17 protein-coding genes are annotated in these 14,988 nt (G+C 40.6%); 6 read left to right on the top strand and 11 right to left on the bottom strand.

Annotated features, from left to right (window positions below):
• Positions 1 to 96 precede the first annotated feature (96 nt).
• Positions 97 to 903: a carbon-nitrogen family hydrolase gene (locus AJGP001_RS15245; RefSeq protein WP_071153345.1), complete on the bottom strand. Its 807-nt coding sequence runs from the start codon at positions 901 to 903 to the stop codon at positions 97 to 99.
• Between the two features lie 85 nt (positions 904 to 988).
• Here AJGP001_RS15245 and AJGP001_RS15250 point away from each other — a divergent pair, with 85 nt between their 5' ends.
• On the top strand, positions 989 to 2,152 hold the full coding sequence (locus tag AJGP001_RS15250; protein WP_071153346.1) for a pyridoxal phosphate-dependent aminotransferase: 1,164 nt from the start codon (positions 989 to 991) through the stop codon (positions 2,150 to 2,152).
• Between the two features lie 67 nt (positions 2,153 to 2,219).
• On the opposite strand, the gene lepB is transcribed toward AJGP001_RS15250, so the two are convergent.
• A complete protein-coding gene (gene lepB, locus AJGP001_RS15255) occupies positions 2,220 to 2,753 on the bottom strand; it encodes a signal peptidase I (protein WP_071153347.1) in 534 nt (177 codons plus the stop codon).
• A 253-nt stretch (positions 2,754 to 3,006) separates the two neighbouring features.
• Between lepB and AJGP001_RS15260 the strand changes: the two genes are divergently transcribed.
• Both AJGP001_RS15260 and AJGP001_RS15265 read left to right on the top strand, forming a co-directional pair.
• Positions 3,007 to 4,026, top strand: coding sequence for an SEC-C domain-containing protein (locus AJGP001_RS15260; protein ID WP_071153348.1), 1,020 nt, complete (start codon positions 3,007 to 3,009; stop codon positions 4,024 to 4,026).
• A gap of 445 nt (positions 4,027 to 4,471) precedes the next feature.
• Positions 4,472 to 4,975, top strand: coding sequence for a DUF421 domain-containing protein (locus tag AJGP001_RS15265; protein ID WP_078080739.1), 504 nt, complete (start codon positions 4,472 to 4,474; stop codon positions 4,973 to 4,975).
• Positions 4,976 to 5,019: 44 nt separating this feature from the next.
• Here AJGP001_RS15265 and AJGP001_RS15270 read toward each other — a convergent pair whose 3' ends face one another.
• Positions 5,020 to 5,499, bottom strand: coding sequence for an acyl-CoA thioesterase (locus tag AJGP001_RS15270; protein WP_078080854.1), 480 nt, complete (start codon positions 5,497 to 5,499; stop codon positions 5,020 to 5,022).
• 94 nt (positions 5,500 to 5,593) lie between these two features.
• Between AJGP001_RS15270 and AJGP001_RS15275 the strand changes: the two genes are divergently transcribed.
• Positions 5,594 to 6,397, top strand: coding sequence for an AAC(3) family N-acetyltransferase (locus tag AJGP001_RS15275; protein WP_078080740.1), 804 nt, complete (start codon positions 5,594 to 5,596; stop codon positions 6,395 to 6,397).
• 41 nt (positions 6,398 to 6,438) lie between these two features.
• Here AJGP001_RS15275 and AJGP001_RS15280 read toward each other — a convergent pair whose 3' ends face one another.
• From AJGP001_RS15280 to adh, 4 genes are all read right to left on the bottom strand, one after another.
• Positions 6,439 to 7,029, bottom strand: a complete 591-nt coding sequence (locus AJGP001_RS15280) for a Fic/DOC family protein (RefSeq protein ID WP_078080741.1) — start codon at positions 7,027 to 7,029, stop codon at positions 6,439 to 6,441.
• Positions 7,022 to 7,210, bottom strand: coding sequence for a hypothetical protein (locus tag AJGP001_RS15285; RefSeq protein WP_058384223.1), 189 nt, complete (start codon positions 7,208 to 7,210; stop codon positions 7,022 to 7,024). The genes AJGP001_RS15280 and AJGP001_RS15285 overlap by 8 nt, the downstream gene beginning before the upstream one ends.
• 406 nt (positions 7,211 to 7,616) lie before the next feature.
• Positions 7,617 to 7,979, bottom strand: a complete 363-nt coding sequence (locus AJGP001_RS15290; protein ID WP_058384222.1) for a DUF779 domain-containing protein — start codon at positions 7,977 to 7,979, stop codon at positions 7,617 to 7,619.
• Between the two features lie 52 nt (positions 7,980 to 8,031).
• Positions 8,032 to 9,552 (bottom strand): aldehyde dehydrogenase, encoded by a 1,521-nt coding sequence (gene adh / locus AJGP001_RS15295; protein WP_071153349.1) that lies wholly within the window; start codon positions 9,550 to 9,552, stop codon positions 8,032 to 8,034.
• A 209-nt stretch (positions 9,553 to 9,761) separates the two neighbouring features.
• On the opposite strand from adh, the gene AJGP001_RS15300 reads away from it, so the two are divergent.
• Together AJGP001_RS15300 and AJGP001_RS15305 are read left to right on the top strand one after the other, a co-directional pair.
• Positions 9,762 to 10,469, top strand: coding sequence for a pseudouridine synthase (locus AJGP001_RS15300; RefSeq protein ID WP_058384220.1), 708 nt, complete (start codon positions 9,762 to 9,764; stop codon positions 10,467 to 10,469).
• A 13-nt stretch (positions 10,470 to 10,482) separates the two neighbouring features.
• Entirely contained in the window at positions 10,483 to 11,199 is a 717-nt protein-coding gene (locus tag AJGP001_RS15305) for a DUF6904 family protein (RefSeq protein ID WP_071153350.1), read from the top strand.
• 473 nt (positions 11,200 to 11,672) lie between these two features.
• Here AJGP001_RS15305 and AJGP001_RS15310 read toward each other — a convergent pair whose 3' ends face one another.
• From AJGP001_RS15310 to AJGP001_RS15325, 4 genes are all read right to left on the bottom strand, one after another.
• Complete coding sequence (locus AJGP001_RS15310) at positions 11,673 to 11,972, bottom strand: cupin domain-containing protein (RefSeq protein WP_071153351.1); 300 nt, start codon at positions 11,970 to 11,972, stop codon at positions 11,673 to 11,675.
• A gap of 95 nt (positions 11,973 to 12,067) precedes the next feature.
• Positions 12,068 to 12,937, bottom strand: coding sequence for a glycine betaine ABC transporter substrate-binding protein (locus AJGP001_RS15315; protein WP_058384217.1), 870 nt, complete (start codon positions 12,935 to 12,937; stop codon positions 12,068 to 12,070).
• Between the two features lie 15 nt (positions 12,938 to 12,952).
• Positions 12,953 to 13,789: an ABC transporter permease gene (locus tag AJGP001_RS15320; RefSeq protein WP_058384216.1), complete on the bottom strand. Its 837-nt coding sequence runs from the start codon at positions 13,787 to 13,789 to the stop codon at positions 12,953 to 12,955.
• A complete protein-coding gene (locus AJGP001_RS15325) occupies positions 13,786 to 14,979 on the bottom strand; it encodes a quaternary amine ABC transporter ATP-binding protein (RefSeq protein ID WP_058384215.1) in 1,194 nt (397 codons plus the stop codon). The genes AJGP001_RS15320 and AJGP001_RS15325 overlap by 4 nt, the downstream gene beginning before the upstream one ends.
• Between the last annotated feature and the right edge of the window lie 9 nt (positions 14,980 to 14,988).

Here is a 14,988-nt window from a genome sequence, read left to right on the forward strand (position 1 = left end):
ATATAGAAGAAAGCCGCTTCAGATTTTTCATCTGGAGCGGCTTTCTAGTTGGAAAACTAAGTTTGTAAAAGTTGGTTGTATTTCATATTGTGAATATTAAAGAACCTCATTTATTGACTTACTGAATTTCTCGTACAATTTTTCACGACGATCATCAAAGACCGGAATCCGTTTTCGGACTTCCTCTACTTCGTCCAAATTGATTTCCACATACCCCACGCCTTCGTCTTTTTGCATATCCAAACGAACTTCTCCCCAAGGAGCTATGACCATCGTACTGCCGCCAAACACATTTTTCGGATCGCTGCCGACGCGATTCACGGCAACGATAAAGCACTGATTTTCAATTGCACGAGCTTGTAAAAGAATACGCCAGTGGTCAATTCGCGCTTCTGGCCATTCCGCTGATACGAAGATCAGTTTCGCTCCATTTAGTGCTTGTGCACGAATCCATTCAGGAAAACGAATGTCATAGCAAATAACTCCGCCATAAACAGTGCCGTCCAGTTTAAACGTCCCAAGTGTATCACCTTCTTCAAGATGAATATGCTCATCCATTAAACCAAAACGATGTGCTTTGTCGTATTCCAAAACAAGTTCACCGTTTTTATTAACGACATACATCGTATTATAAAAGCCGTTATTCTTCTGTGTTGAAACAGAACCTCCGACAATATTCACAGCATGTTCTTTCGCAAAACTTTTCAGTAGCTCTACAGTTTGGTTAGTGCTGTCTGCTAAAGTACCAAGCTCAGTCAGTGCATATCCCGTGTTCCACATTTCTGGCAAAACAATTGTCTCCGCTCCGTTAGCGGCTGCCTCCGTTAAATAATTTATGACTTGCTGATAGTTCTGTTCGGGCTCTCCGAATATGATATCCATTTGAACACATGCAATTTTCATGTTTTCTCCTCCAGTAGACAAGCTAATCTAAATTCTATAAGATTCGGAGTAGATGTGCAATTATTTCGAAAATGAGGAGAATTTTATGGACTTTTCAAATCGCTTACAAAACTTACCTACTCAGTTTTTTGCTTCACTAGTTGCCAAAACGAGCAAAGCCGTCGCTGAAGGACGCGATGTCATCAATCTCGGACAAGGTAATCCCGACCAACCAACACCCGATCATATTATTAAAGCATTACAAACGGCGGCGGCTGATCCGAAGACACATAAGTACTCACCTTTCCGCGGCATTTCAGAATTACGTCAAGCTGCTGCGAATTTCTATAAACGCGAATATGATGTAGACATTGATCCTGATTTAGAGGTCGCCATTTTGGCTGGAACCAAAATTGGACTTGTTGAATTGCCCTTGGCATTGCTTAATCCGCAAGATCTTTTGCTGCTGCCAGACCCGGGCTATCCTGACTACTTTTCTGGTGCTCCATTAGCGAATATTGACTACGAATTGATGCATCTCCACCCTGAAAATGGTTATTTACCAGACTTTAATGATTTGTCAGAAACTGTTTGTTCACGTGCAAAATTAATGTATTTGAATTACCCCAATAACCCGACAGGCGCCGTTGCAAATAAAGATTTTTTTGATGACACCGTCGCTTTTGCAAAAGACCATAACATCGCTGTTGTTCACGATTTTGCATACGGCGCCGTAGGATTTGAAGGAAAAAAACCGGTAAGCTTTTTGCAATCTGAAGGTGCCAAAGAAGTTGGGATTGAGATGTATACGTTATCGAAAACTTATAATATGGCGGGATGGCGAATTGGCTTTGCTGTGGGGCATTCGAAAATGATTGAAGCTTTAAATCTAATCCAAGATCATTTATTTGCCGGTTTGTTCCCTGCTGTCCAATTAGCTGCTGCAGAAGCTTTGAATGCAGATCAACAATGCGTAGCCGATTTGGTAGATTTGTATGAAAAGCGACGTAATGTGCTCGTAAAGGAATGCACGCGTATTGGCTGGAATATCGAAGCACCTCAAGGCTCTTTTTTTGCTTGGCTGCCAGTGCCGGAAGGCTTCACCAGTATCGAATTTGCTGATTTTTTACTTGAAAAGGCAGCTATTTCAGTCGCAGCTGGCAGCGGTTTTGGTGATAGCGGAGAAGGATTTATTCGCGTTGGGTTATTAGTTGATGAAAACCGAATCATCGAAGCAATGGACCGTATTGATAAACTAGCACTATTTTAAACTCAAAAAAGACAGCAATCCGTGTTAAAGGGTCGCTGTCTTTTTAAGTTTTAGCGTGACTGTTTTTTTATTCTACGATACCCATATGGCTAAAAGGCGCAATTCTGATTTTCACTTCTCCGACAATAGACTTTTCAGAAATAAATCCTAAAATCCTTGAATCCGTACTGTTTAAGCGGTTATCTCCTAGGACAAAATAAGATTCCGCAGGTACAGTGAACTCCTTGAAGTCTTCAGTTAAACGAATCATTCCACGCTGTTTCGCAGTTTTTAAGTTATTTTCTAAATAGGGCTCAACTTGAGCTTTACCGTTTAGATACAACTGGTCGTCCACCATCGAAATGACATCTCCTGGTACACCAATCACACGTTTAATGAAATTGACGCCATTTGGTGCAGTGAAAACAATCATATCAAAATTTTCTATCGTGTATATTTTTGCTAATACAACTTTGTCATCTTCTTCGAATGTAGGCATCATCGATTCACCATGAACAGCTACCGGCTCAAACAGAAAATGCCGAGTTAGCAAGACAATAAGTACCGTTACTAAAATGACGCGCATCCAGGAAATCGATTCTTTTACTGGATCTGTATACATATTGTCACCTCCTGCTTGTCGTTACTCACTGTATTATAATACGCCTTTAGCTTCGTGCATACTTTCTAGTAGTTGTCATACTGCCTATTGTTCCAAGAGGTCATCAAGTTACAAAGGACTCCACCTCATTTTTCTAAGCACAATCATTATGTATATCTGCTATTTCCAAGGACCATACTGGCGTCTGAATCGTCAGACTTTTGAGCCCATCGCAATTTTATGTTACACTCAATAAAAAATGTAGGTGATTAGAATGGTAGGAAGAAATGATCCATGTCCATGCGGCAGTGGCAAAAAATATAAAAAATGTCACGGAAAACAGCAAACTGTGTCTATCAATGATTTGATTAATGAAGAACTATTCAAAGTACGCCAACAGTTCTTCTCGGAAAACCCAAATCAGACACATATTACTGAGTTCCGTGAATTGCAACAAGAATGGCAGCCACATCTAATGAAATCGATGGCTGAAAACGATGCGCAAGCATTTGTTATTGAGAATTTCCTGTTTATGAAAAAACCCGAATTGTGGGAAGAATTTTTAACAAAACACATTGACCTTGCTCAACGTCCAACAACAAAAGAAGTACTTGGAAATTGGAAAGACGTAAAAGTATTCCTTGGTCAATATGTTAAAGGAGATACTGAGAAAGCTCAGTTTATAGACGTCTTTACTGGTGAAACGCTTGAAATGGCAGACCAGCCTCCAACTGATATGGAAAATGGACAAGGTTTACTGGCTATCCTTCTTCCAGACTCTCGTGTTGGAGAAAAAGGCGTTCTTTTCCTAAATGGCTATTTAACCGTTGTTGGAGAGTTTAGTCCATTCTTCGAACAATTAAAAGCACAAATAGCTGCTGAAAATGCTACGCAAGATGAAAGCTATTTACGCGACAACTATTTACCAATTGTTGAACAAATTGTTAAGTACTCAACAGGCAGCGTAGAAGAAAGCATTCAGCTTTCTCCAGAACATGACGCTGTTATGACTGAACTTGATAAGCATATCGAGCAGGCAGAGTTTGATAAAGAAACTGTCGACAACATTACAAGCATTTTAAACAGCTACCTTGTCAGTCAACAGCCGACTGTTCAAAAACCCGAAGCGCTTGTTGCGGGGTATTGGAGATTCTTGCAGGATCACGAACTGATTGAAGGTCCGATGCTTTCTGCAAAAGACTTAAGTGAAAAATTTGGTGTATCTTCTAGCACGATTTTAAAGCGTTCAAAAGAATTTAGCGCATACTTCGAAGAATTGTTAGCCAAAAAATAAAAGTTTATCGTGTGAGATATTCTCTTAACGAAAATTACAAAAAAAGAGTAGCCTCGGTTACTCTTTTTTTGTGTGTTTTTTTTAAGTAATGCATACACCTAGCATCATTTTATTATCAGCTAAACATAATTTAATGCGTTACTCCGATATCAGGATACTTATTTTCATTTCTCTTGAAGAGAAGTTTAAATCATTCTCACTGTTTTTCTGCTTATTTTGTGTTTGTTGATAACCCTAAAGGGAATCATAGAGTGGAATAGCAAAACGCTTGAAAACCCATTATTCCACATAAACTCTCTAACCACCTAGCCTTATGCACAGCAAAATGGATGTTTTTGTGTGCTATGTGGATAAGATATTTGAATTTTGTTAATTTTATCATATGAATAGGACTTATTAACATGTGGATAAGTTCTATTGAAAGACACATAAGAGGAGGAATTACATGTTTGAAATTACGCTCACTAGCTTTATTCGAATTGTCACTGTCGGTTTTTTAGCTTACGTGGGACTTATTATCTTACTTCGTGCCTCTGGTAAACGTACATTAACTAAGTTAAATGCCTTCGACTTAGTCGTAACTGTCGCTTTAGGTTCAACACTTGCCACCATATTATTAGACAGCAGCATTAGCTTACTTGAAGGAATGACTGCATTTGCATTACTGATTTTCCTGCAGTATTTACTTACTTTTTTTTCGGTTCATTCCAAATGGGTGAACAACGTTATCAAATCAGAACCACGTTTGCTATTTCTGGATGGAAGTTTTTTAAGAAAAGCGATGAAAAAAGAACGCATCAAAGAAATGGAGATTTTACAAGCCATCCGCAATACAGGATTTGGCTCTACCGAAAAAGTAAAAGCAGTCGTTCTCGAAACGGATGGGAGCCTATCCGTTATTAGTAGCGAAACGGGCAACGCATTAGAGAACGTAAATTCTGAAAGTTAATCGAACAAAAAAGGTGCATGGATTAAACTCCACACACCTTTTTCTTATGTTCTTGGTGTTTTCACTCTCATTTTTCGGTGTTCGCGTCTTGCAGGTGCTGTGTCAAAAAAGAGTTTTTCTCCTGCAGATTCCGGTAACACAGGTGGGACAGGAGTTGGTTTTCCGTCGTCCCCCATTGCAACCATGGTCAAGAAGGATTCCGTTGTTAACTTTTCTTCACCCGTTTGCAGATTTTTCGATTTTACTCGAACATATACCTCCATCGAAGTTCGGCCGGTTGACGTGACATTTGCTTCGAGTTCGAGTACGTCTCCAACACGTGCTGAAGACAAAAAGTCCACAGAATCAATCGATGCAGTTACAACTACTTGACGGCGTGCATGTTTCATTGCCGTGATCCCTGCAATTTCATCGATATAAGCTAATACTTTGCCACCAAATATGGAGTCCATATGATTGGTATCGGGTGGGAGAACCAACTTTGTTTGGATTGTTCTTGATTCTTTCATTGGTTTTGCTTCCATTTTCATCATTCCTTTCTCTATTGCCCTAACATCAGAAGTTCCCCAAAAACAGTGGGCTTTCCTATATACTATATTGAAATGAGGAGGATGCTTTATGTCAGAGTTATTGAATATTTTAAATACCCCTGAATTCCAATCAAAAACAACTATAAAGCATCAACTTCGGCAACTAGGCATTGTTACTGGAGATGCGTTAATGGTTCATTCTTCACTGAAGTCCATGGGATGGATCGCTGGAGGTGCTCAGGCGGTCGTTGAAGCGTTGCTTGAAACGATTACAGAAGCAGGCACAATTGTCATGCCTGCGCAGTCTACGGACAACTCAGACCCTAGTTACTGGATGCAGCCACCAGTCCCTGAAAATTGGCATCAGCCAATACGCGAACAGCTTCCTGCTTTTGATCCCCACTTAAGCGAATTACGCGGCATGGGGAAAATTGCAGAATGCTTCCATAGCCATCCTGCAACTATACGTAGCCCTCACCCTTCACATTCCTTTGCAGCCTATGGAAAACAAGCTGCTGAATGGATGAGTGAACAACCCCTCGAGGACTCTTTCGGGGAAAAATCGCCGCTCGCAAAAATGTTGCAAGTAGATGTGAAAATCTTATTTATTGGTGTCGGCTTTGATTCGTGTACGGCGCTTCACTATGCTGAATTTGTTCAAGAAAACCGGCCTACTATACCGCAAGGCGCAGCTGTTTTGAAGGATGGAAAACGTGCTTGGCAAACTTACGACTGTGTAGATATGGATTCAGACCGCTTCCCAGAAATCGCAAAAGCTTTTCCAGGTAGTATTTCTGAAGGTTTGCTCGGGCAAGCCGAAACCCGTCTTGTAGATATGAAACCCCTTGTCGAATTTGGAATCGACTGGCTTCGGGAACATCCTATAACGTAACATGCAGAAAATGCCAGTACTCTCTGAGTAACTGGCATTTTTCATGGCGTAATGATGTCGTCCAACAGTCTTTCTAGACGGTTATTATCTTTATTAAAGGAGTCGACAAAAGCATTAATAATCTCAGCGGGCTCTAGTACTTTTCCCCAATCCAATCGATAACCCGCATTGAGTACCAACTGGCGCGCAAATTCGCGAACACTGCGTCCATTACCTTCACGAAAAGGATGTAAAGCATTCAATTCTGAAAGAAAATAAGCAAGTCTTGAGATCAGCTGACTTCGCGGTAATTTCTTCAAATAATTTTCCGATTTTAAGTCAGTAAAAATTTTTAGCAACTGTGCTTCTATGTGTTTAGGATGAGCAAAAGAAGAAGAACCTTTGGAAATCATTTCTTGTCTCAATTCTCCAGCAAACGGATAAACGTCCTGAAGGATATATTGGTGGATAGCTAAAAATGCGTTAATATCCAAAAGATTTATCGGTTTCTGCAGTTGAAGTTCCGAAAGACGAAGCAACGAATAAACTTTCTCCAATTCTTTCAGTTTTTCTTCATCTTCTACATGAAATAAATTAATCAATACATCAGTCCCAGAGTAACAATACATGGAAGTGTGCTGATAGTTAGACATCAAACTTCCTTTTGATGGCTTGATGGAATTGTGCTTCCGTCCGTTCACCAGTCAATACCGACCGAACGAAATTTTCATCCTCACTTGTCACTTCAAATCCTTCTGTAACTAAAGAATGCGAAGCGTAGGAAATCGCATGATTGGCTTGTTCGCGAGAAACTCGGTTCACTAATTTCGTCAACTGGATAACCACCTTTCATGCTAAAATTATACCATTTTACTAGCCTACTTTCTATCTTCACCCCTTGTTCCATATGGCTTAAACTAATGATTTCCACTTGTAGACATTCTACAAACTAGCTATGCTTTCGGGCCTACAGGATGTGGGTCATGCAACTGGTGCTTCAGGACAACGCGGTGCCAGTTGCCAAGGGCTCGCGGGGAGTCTCTACTACTTTTCTCCATATCTTCTAGTTAACAATGGAAACATAGACAATGCCTTCTTATTCAACAAGTTACATAGCGCAAGCTGGGCAAAGCGGTGTAGAAAAGTCGGTTTCTTTCATTCAAGTTATATGGAGCGGCTTCTCGAATATCAAAAAATTTATAAACAGTAAAAAACCGGATGCATTTGCATCCGGTTTTACTCAAGCTTGTTGCTGTAATTCTTTGGTTTCATCTGAAGTGAAAGCTCTCGATCTCGTTAAAAATCGTTTACCCTCGACTCCTTCCAGCGAGAACATTCCGCCGCGTCCTGGAACGACATCAATGATTAGCTGCGTATGGCTCCAATAGTCAAATTGGTTTTTGTGCATATAGAATTTACTGTCTCCGATAACTCCCATCAAAATATCCTGATCTCCGATAAACAAGTCACCTTCTGGATAACACATCGGTGAACTGCCGTCACAGCAGCCACCTGATTGATGGAACATAACCGGTCCATGCTTTTCCTTCAGCAATTCAATCAATTCAATAGCAGCATCTGTCGCAATAACGCGTTCGACCATTGCTATCCCTACTTTCTTGGTTCACTGAAACACTTGTAGACTTCCTCTAGAATCAAAAGAATCCTTGTTTATCTTCACTATAGCTAACTAACATATTTTTTGTTTGTTGATAGTGGTTGAGCATCATCAAATGGTTTTCACGGCCAAAGCCTGACATTTTGTATCCACCGAAAGCTGCGTGAGCTGGATATTGGTGGTAGCAGTTTGTCCATACGCGTCCCGCTTGAATGCCACGACCAAAGCGATAAGCTGTGTTGGTATCACGCGTCCAAATTCCCGAGCCTAATCCGTATAGTGTGTCGTTGGCAATTTCAAGCGCTTCTTCTTTCGTTTTAAAAGTCGTTACGGAAACAACTGGTCCAAAAATCTCTTCTTGGAAAACACGCATTTTGTTATGGCCTTTAAAGACTGTTGGTTGAATATAGAAGCCTTCAGAGTAATCACCATCTAATTTATTGCGATCGCCTCCTGCAAGAACTTCAGCTCCTTCTTGCTTGCCGATATCTAAGTAGGACAAGATTTTCTCCATTTGTTCTGTGGAAGCCTGTGCTCCCATCATTGTTTCTGGATCAAGCGGATTTCCTGTTTTGATAGCTGCTACACGCTTTAGTGCACGTTCCATAAACTCATCATAAATGTCTTCTTGAATTAACACACGAGATGGGCATGTACACACTTCGCCTTGATTCAATGCGAACATGACAAATCCTTCGATTGCTTTATCAAGAAACGCATCGTCTTTGTCCATTACGTCTTTAAAAAAGATATTCGGTGATTTCCCGCCCAGTTCCAGTGTAACTGGAATCAGGTTTTGAGATGCATATTGCATGATCATACGACCTGTAGTCGTTTCACCGGTAAATGCTACTTTGCTGATGCGCGGACTTGAAGCAAGCGGCTTACCTGTCTCAAGACCAAAGCCGTTAACGATATTCAAGACTCCAGGAGGTAAAATATCCCCAATCAGTTCAGCTAACACCAGAATACTTGCTGGCGTTTGTTCAGCTGGTTTTAATACGACACAGTTACCAGCAGCAAGAGCAGGTGCTAGTTTCCAAACAGCCATTAATATCGGAAAGTTCCATGGGATGATCTGAGCAACAACACCAAGTGGCTCGTGGAAGTGATAAGCTACAGTATCGTTGTCAATTTGGCTTAGCGAACCTTCTTGTGCCCGAATCGCTCCAGCAAAATAACGGAAATGATCGATTGCCAGTGGCAGATCGGCGTTCAAAGTTTCACGTACTGCTTTGCCGTTATCCCACGTTTCAGCTACAGCGAGCATTTCTAGGTTTTGCTCCATACGATCTGCAATTTTAAGCAAAGCATTAGCACGTTCAGTAACTGAAGTTTTTCCCCAAGCTTCTTTTGCCGCATGTGCTGCGTCAAGAGCCAGTTCTACGTCTTCCGAAGTGGAGCGAGCAATTTCTGTAAATTTCTTACCTGTTACTGGTGAGACATTATCAAAATATTGCCCCTTAACTGGTGCTTTCCACTCTCCATTTATAAAGTTGTCGTACTTATCTTTAAACGTAACTTTTGAGCCTTCTGTATTCGGCATTGCGTAGACCATTCCCATTTCTCCCCTTTACTCGTTTTACCGTTATGTACGCGCTTACATTCTTTCGGATAGTCCGAGGCATATCAATAACAGCTTCTCTTCTATATTGTCAAACTAATCTAAAAATTGCAACTGTGGAACATCAAATTTTTTTATTCGCCCACGTAGTTGATGTATAATAAGAGCGAGACTAGGAAATATGGAACTGAGAGGAATTTATTATGCGAATCAATAAGTTTTTAAGCGAAACAGGCATTACTTCAAGACGCGGAGCCGATAAGTTCATTGAAGCAGAACGTGTGACGATTAATGGCAAATTAGCCGAACTGGGTAGCCAAGTCGAATCCAACGACGAAGTCCGAGTTGATGGCAAAATCATCGAACAGCCCAAGCAACAATACGTCTATTTGGCATTAAACAAGCCCATTGGCATTACCAGTACAACAGAACGGCATATTGACGGAAATATTGTTGACTTCGTTAATCATCCAGAACGTATTTTTCACATAGGACGCTTGGATAAAGATTCAGAAGGACTTATCCTATTGACTAATGACGGAGATATCGTCAACGAAATTTTACGTGTTGAGAATGAACATGAGAAACAATACATCGTCAAAGTAGATATGCCGATCACCGAATCCTTTTTAGCAAAAATGGAAGAAGGTGTCGAAATTCTCGATACAAAAACACTTCCAGCAAAAGCTGAAAAGTTGTCTAGTTACACCTTTAAACTAACCTTACGTCAAGGTTTAAATCGCCAAATCCGCCGCATGTGTACAGCGCTTGGCTACGAGGTTCGGAGTTTACAACGAGTCCGCATTATCAATATCTTTTTAGAAGATCTGCCTGTTGGAGAATGGCGCGATTTGACTGACGCAGAACGAAACGAGCTATTCAATCAACTCGGTTACACACCAAAACGTTGAGGAGGCTATTAACATGCTGAATATGAAAAGTACACCGAACCATACAGGCGTTAAAGTCAGCGGCGATTACTTCGATTTAGACGAACTCAACGTGGCCATTTATAAAATGATTGGTCAGGAAGACCAGTACTATGGTTACGAAGGATCGCGGATGCGAATCCTTAATGTAGCTTATCAAATTCGCCAAGCTGCTCAAGGTGATCGCAATATAGATTTTGTTTTTAACGGACTGCATGAACATACGATGAAACAGCATGGCTTGATCGCTCCCGACAAGAATATTTATTTTTCCACAGAAATACTATGGCCCGAATTAATCTACGCCGCTATCGCTTTGAAGGATTTCGTCAACTTCTATCAAGAAGATAAAAAATTTCCACTGTGGGATGTTCACTTACCGACCATTTTCCGCTTTCAATCCTTGGTCCTTGACTGTCTCCAGGGACACGTGCCAACTGAAGAATTTGACGTTATCCTAAAAGCCTTTAATCAACCTGCTTCAGTAAATGATTACGCAATTCAATATGTTGACTTACTGAACTTGAAATACATTGGCATGACGAAAGAACAACGTGAAAAAAGTCTGTCCACTATCGCAATGAAAATCGCCGTACAAGATCAAGATTACACGGCATTCCGCAATCAAGTCATTGCCGCCGCAACACCTTACAAAAAGCCAATACATGAAATCGACATAAAGGCCGAGTACCCAGAAAAATTTGAGTGGTAACAAGAAAAGCAAAGGCTGCTATGTAGATTCGACAGGCATAAGCCGCTCTGGCGAAGTGGCGTTCTTTGCCACACAGCCGGAGTGGCTTATGACCCGAGAATCTGGCAGCCGGAGCTAGACAACTAGAAAAGCAAAGGCTGCTATGTAGATTCGACAGGCATAAGACGCTCTGGCGAAGTGGCGTTCTTTGCCACACAGCCGGAGTGGCTTATGACCCGAGAATCTGGCAGCCGGAGCTAGACAACAAGAAAAGCAAAGGCTGCCGTGTAGATTCGACAGGCATAAGACCCTCTGGCGAAGTGGCGTTCTTTGCCACACAGCCGGAGTGGCTTATGACCCGAGAATCTGGCAGCCGGAGCTAGACAACTAGAAAAGCAAAGGCTGCTATATAGATTCGACAGGCATAATAGAATCATAAGAAGCCTAAATCTAAAAAAGTAAAAAAGCTCACGCTAACGATACGTGAGCTTTTTTCATTGGTTAATTTGCAGAACCAGCAAATCGCTTGGTTCAATAGCTAGTAAACTGTGTTTTTCTTTTGGACTCATATGCAGAATATTTTCAGGGGTCACGACGATCGTTTCATTTTCTACATTAAACGAGACTTTTCCACTTCGCACAATAACGAGAACATCCGCAGCCGAATCGTGTTCTGAAATACTTTCTCCAACTTGCAATTGGATATTTACTACTTTAGTCTTTTCGAAGCTTACTACTTTTTGAATGTGTTTATCTTTTTGAGTTAGTAGATTGGGTGTTCCAATCAATTCCATCTCTATCACCTCGCTCCCTTTTCTACCTATATACCCGTTATAACCAAAAAGTGTATTTCCTATTGGTTAAGCAATAGGAAATACACTTTTTCAATTTACTTACCTAACATTTCATCTACCTTGTCCTGATTGTTGTCAATCCATTCTTGTGCAACTGTTTCAGGATCGTCACCTTCTTCAATCTTCACAATCATTTCTTCCACATCATCAATTGAAATACTCCAGTTACTTAAGAATTCATAAGCTTCTGGTGCATTCCCTTTTAATTCATTGTTCGTGATGACTTCAACAGAAGAGGTTTCAAAAAATCCTTTTTCATTCGTCAACACTTTTAAGTCAAATTTGTTGAACATAGTATGTGGTCTCCAGCCATAAAAGACAACCGGTTCTTCATCAGCCATCATTTTTTGAGCCTGAGCTAGCATACCGCCCTCTGAAGAATTTACTTGTGTCATATCAAATTCATAGGCTTCAAGAATTTCGTTACTTTCAATCGTTGCTCCTGCTCCTGCTTCAATGCCATAAAAATTATTGCCAAATTCAGCTTCGCGACCTTTTAAGTCTTCAACAGTATTGATATCTTCCATGTAAGTAGGAACCGTCCAGCCTGTTTCTCCATCCGGATAGCTGACAGAAGTACTTGAAATGGTGTCTTCGTATTTATCAAGATATGTTTGGTGGATCGGTACCCATGCATCCATAAATACATCAAGATCTCCGCGAGACAAGCCCGTATAAACGCTACCTGCATCTGCACTTGTTTCAACAACTTCATAGCCCATATCTTTTAAGATCAAACCAGCAATTTTTGTTGGTGGTACAGTACTGGTCCACGGAGTTACACCGAAAGTAATTGTTTTTTGTTCGGCACCTTCTGCTTTTCCTGTTTCTTCTTTATCAGAACCACAAGCGGCTAATACTGCAACCATTAATGCAATCATTGTTACAAATAAAATTTTTTTCATCATTCATTTCCCCTTTTATTTTTTATTTTTTTGAACCAATCCTTGAGTAATGCGATCCATTACAATAGCTAACACAACGATACCTAAACCGCCTGTCAGGCCAAGTCCCACATTTACCGTAGAGATTCCTTCAAGAACTACTGAACCAAGTCCAGGTGCTCCAATCATTGAAGCAATAACTGCCATTGATAAGGCCAGCATCATCGTCTGATTGATTCCTGCCATAATTGAAGGCATTGCTAAAGGTAACTGTACTTTATAAAGCAGTTGCCATTTAGTCGAACCAAAAGCTCTTGACGCTTCTACAACATCCGCAGGAACCTGCTGAATACCGAGCGTTGTCATCCGTACTGCTGGTGGTGTAGCAAATACGAAAGTAGCAATTACGGCCGGAACATTTCCAAGCCCGAATAAAAGAATAGCCGGTATTAAATAAACAAAACTTGGCAAAGTCTGCATAAAATCCAAAATCGGGCGAACAATGCTAGCCATCGTTTTGTTGGTAGCTGCTAATATTCCAAGTGGAATACCGATAATGATGGATATCAACGTAGAAACGATAACGATGGAGACCGTCTGCATTGCTGCTTCCCACAAATCAACAGATCCCAGATATAAACTCCCAAGCAAAGCGAACAACGCCAGTCCTTTACCAGAGAATTTCCAAGCAATTAATACAAGAATTAGCACAAGCACTTCTGGAGGAGCTGCAATCAAAAAATCCGTTACACCATCGACAAAAGTACGAAGGCTATTGCTGATACTATCGAAAAAATCACCTGTGACCGGTAATAGCCAATCATCTACAAATCGATTTGTCCATTCTTCAAGAGGCAATGTGAAATAATTCATGAGCTAGTCACCTCACCTTTCCCTAACACTAAGCCGGAAAGAATAGAAACACGTGATACGATGCCAAGTAACTTTCCGTTCTCTATTACTGCCAGTGGATATTTCGCTTCGACAGCCACACCAAAGAGGTCATTTAAAGGGGTATCTGGAGAAATTTCGTGAATATCTTTAATTAATACCGTTTCAATTGCCAATTCTTTTTTATAAGCATTGATGGCATTGTCGATTGTTAACAAACCTTTGAAATTTTTCTCCTTATCAACTACAAAAATACTTGAAACTCCGGCATCTTCCATTTTGCGGACAGCAGCTAACGCACCGCTTTTATCCATCATGTGAACAGCTGGCTTTTTCATAACATGAGAAGCCATAAGAACTTTGGAGCGATCTACATCTTTAACGAAATTTGACACATATTCATTCGCAGGATTTTCTAAAATTTCATCCGCTGTTCCTACCTGAACAATTTCACCATTTTTCATAATAGCGATTCGGTCTCCAAGTTTTAACGCTTCATCCAAATCGTGTGTAATAAACAAAATGGTTTTCCCTAATTTGTTCTGCAGATTTAACAGTTCGTCCTGCATTTCTTTACGGATTAATGGATCTAGCGCACTGAATGCCTCATCCATTAAAAGAATATCCGAATCATTAGCGAGTGCACGCGCAAGACCGACGCGCTGCTGCATTCCACCACTCAGCTCTTTTGGATAACTGTTTTCATACCCATGCAAACCAACATCTTCAATTGATTGTTGAGCGCGCTTGTTGCGTTCTTCTTTTTTGACTCCTTGAATTTCAAGACCATAAGCTACATTTTGCAAAACAGTTCGATGTGGAAACAATCCGAATTGCTGAAATACCATGCCTAGCTTTTTCCGTCTCGTTTCAATTAGTTTGTTTTTTCCCATTTCCACAATATTTTCGCCATCAATTAGCACTTCACCTGAAGTCGGCTCGATTAATCTGTTTACTAAACGGATTAATGTAGATTTCCCACTTCCTGACAATCCCATAATAACAAAAAACTCACCTGCTTCTACCGAGAAAGAAGCTTGATTAACCCCCACAGTCATTCCAGTTTCTGCTAAAATATCATCTTTTTGTTCACCGTTCATAAGTCTTTTCAATCCTTGTTGCGGATGAGAGCCAAAAATTTTTGTTAGGTTATTTACTTCTATCTTTTTCATCAACATACC

The sequence above is a fragment of the Planococcus faecalis genome, assembly GCF_002009235.1.
Classification (GTDB): domain Bacteria; phylum Bacillota; class Bacilli; order Bacillales_A; family Planococcaceae; genus Planococcus; species Planococcus kocurii.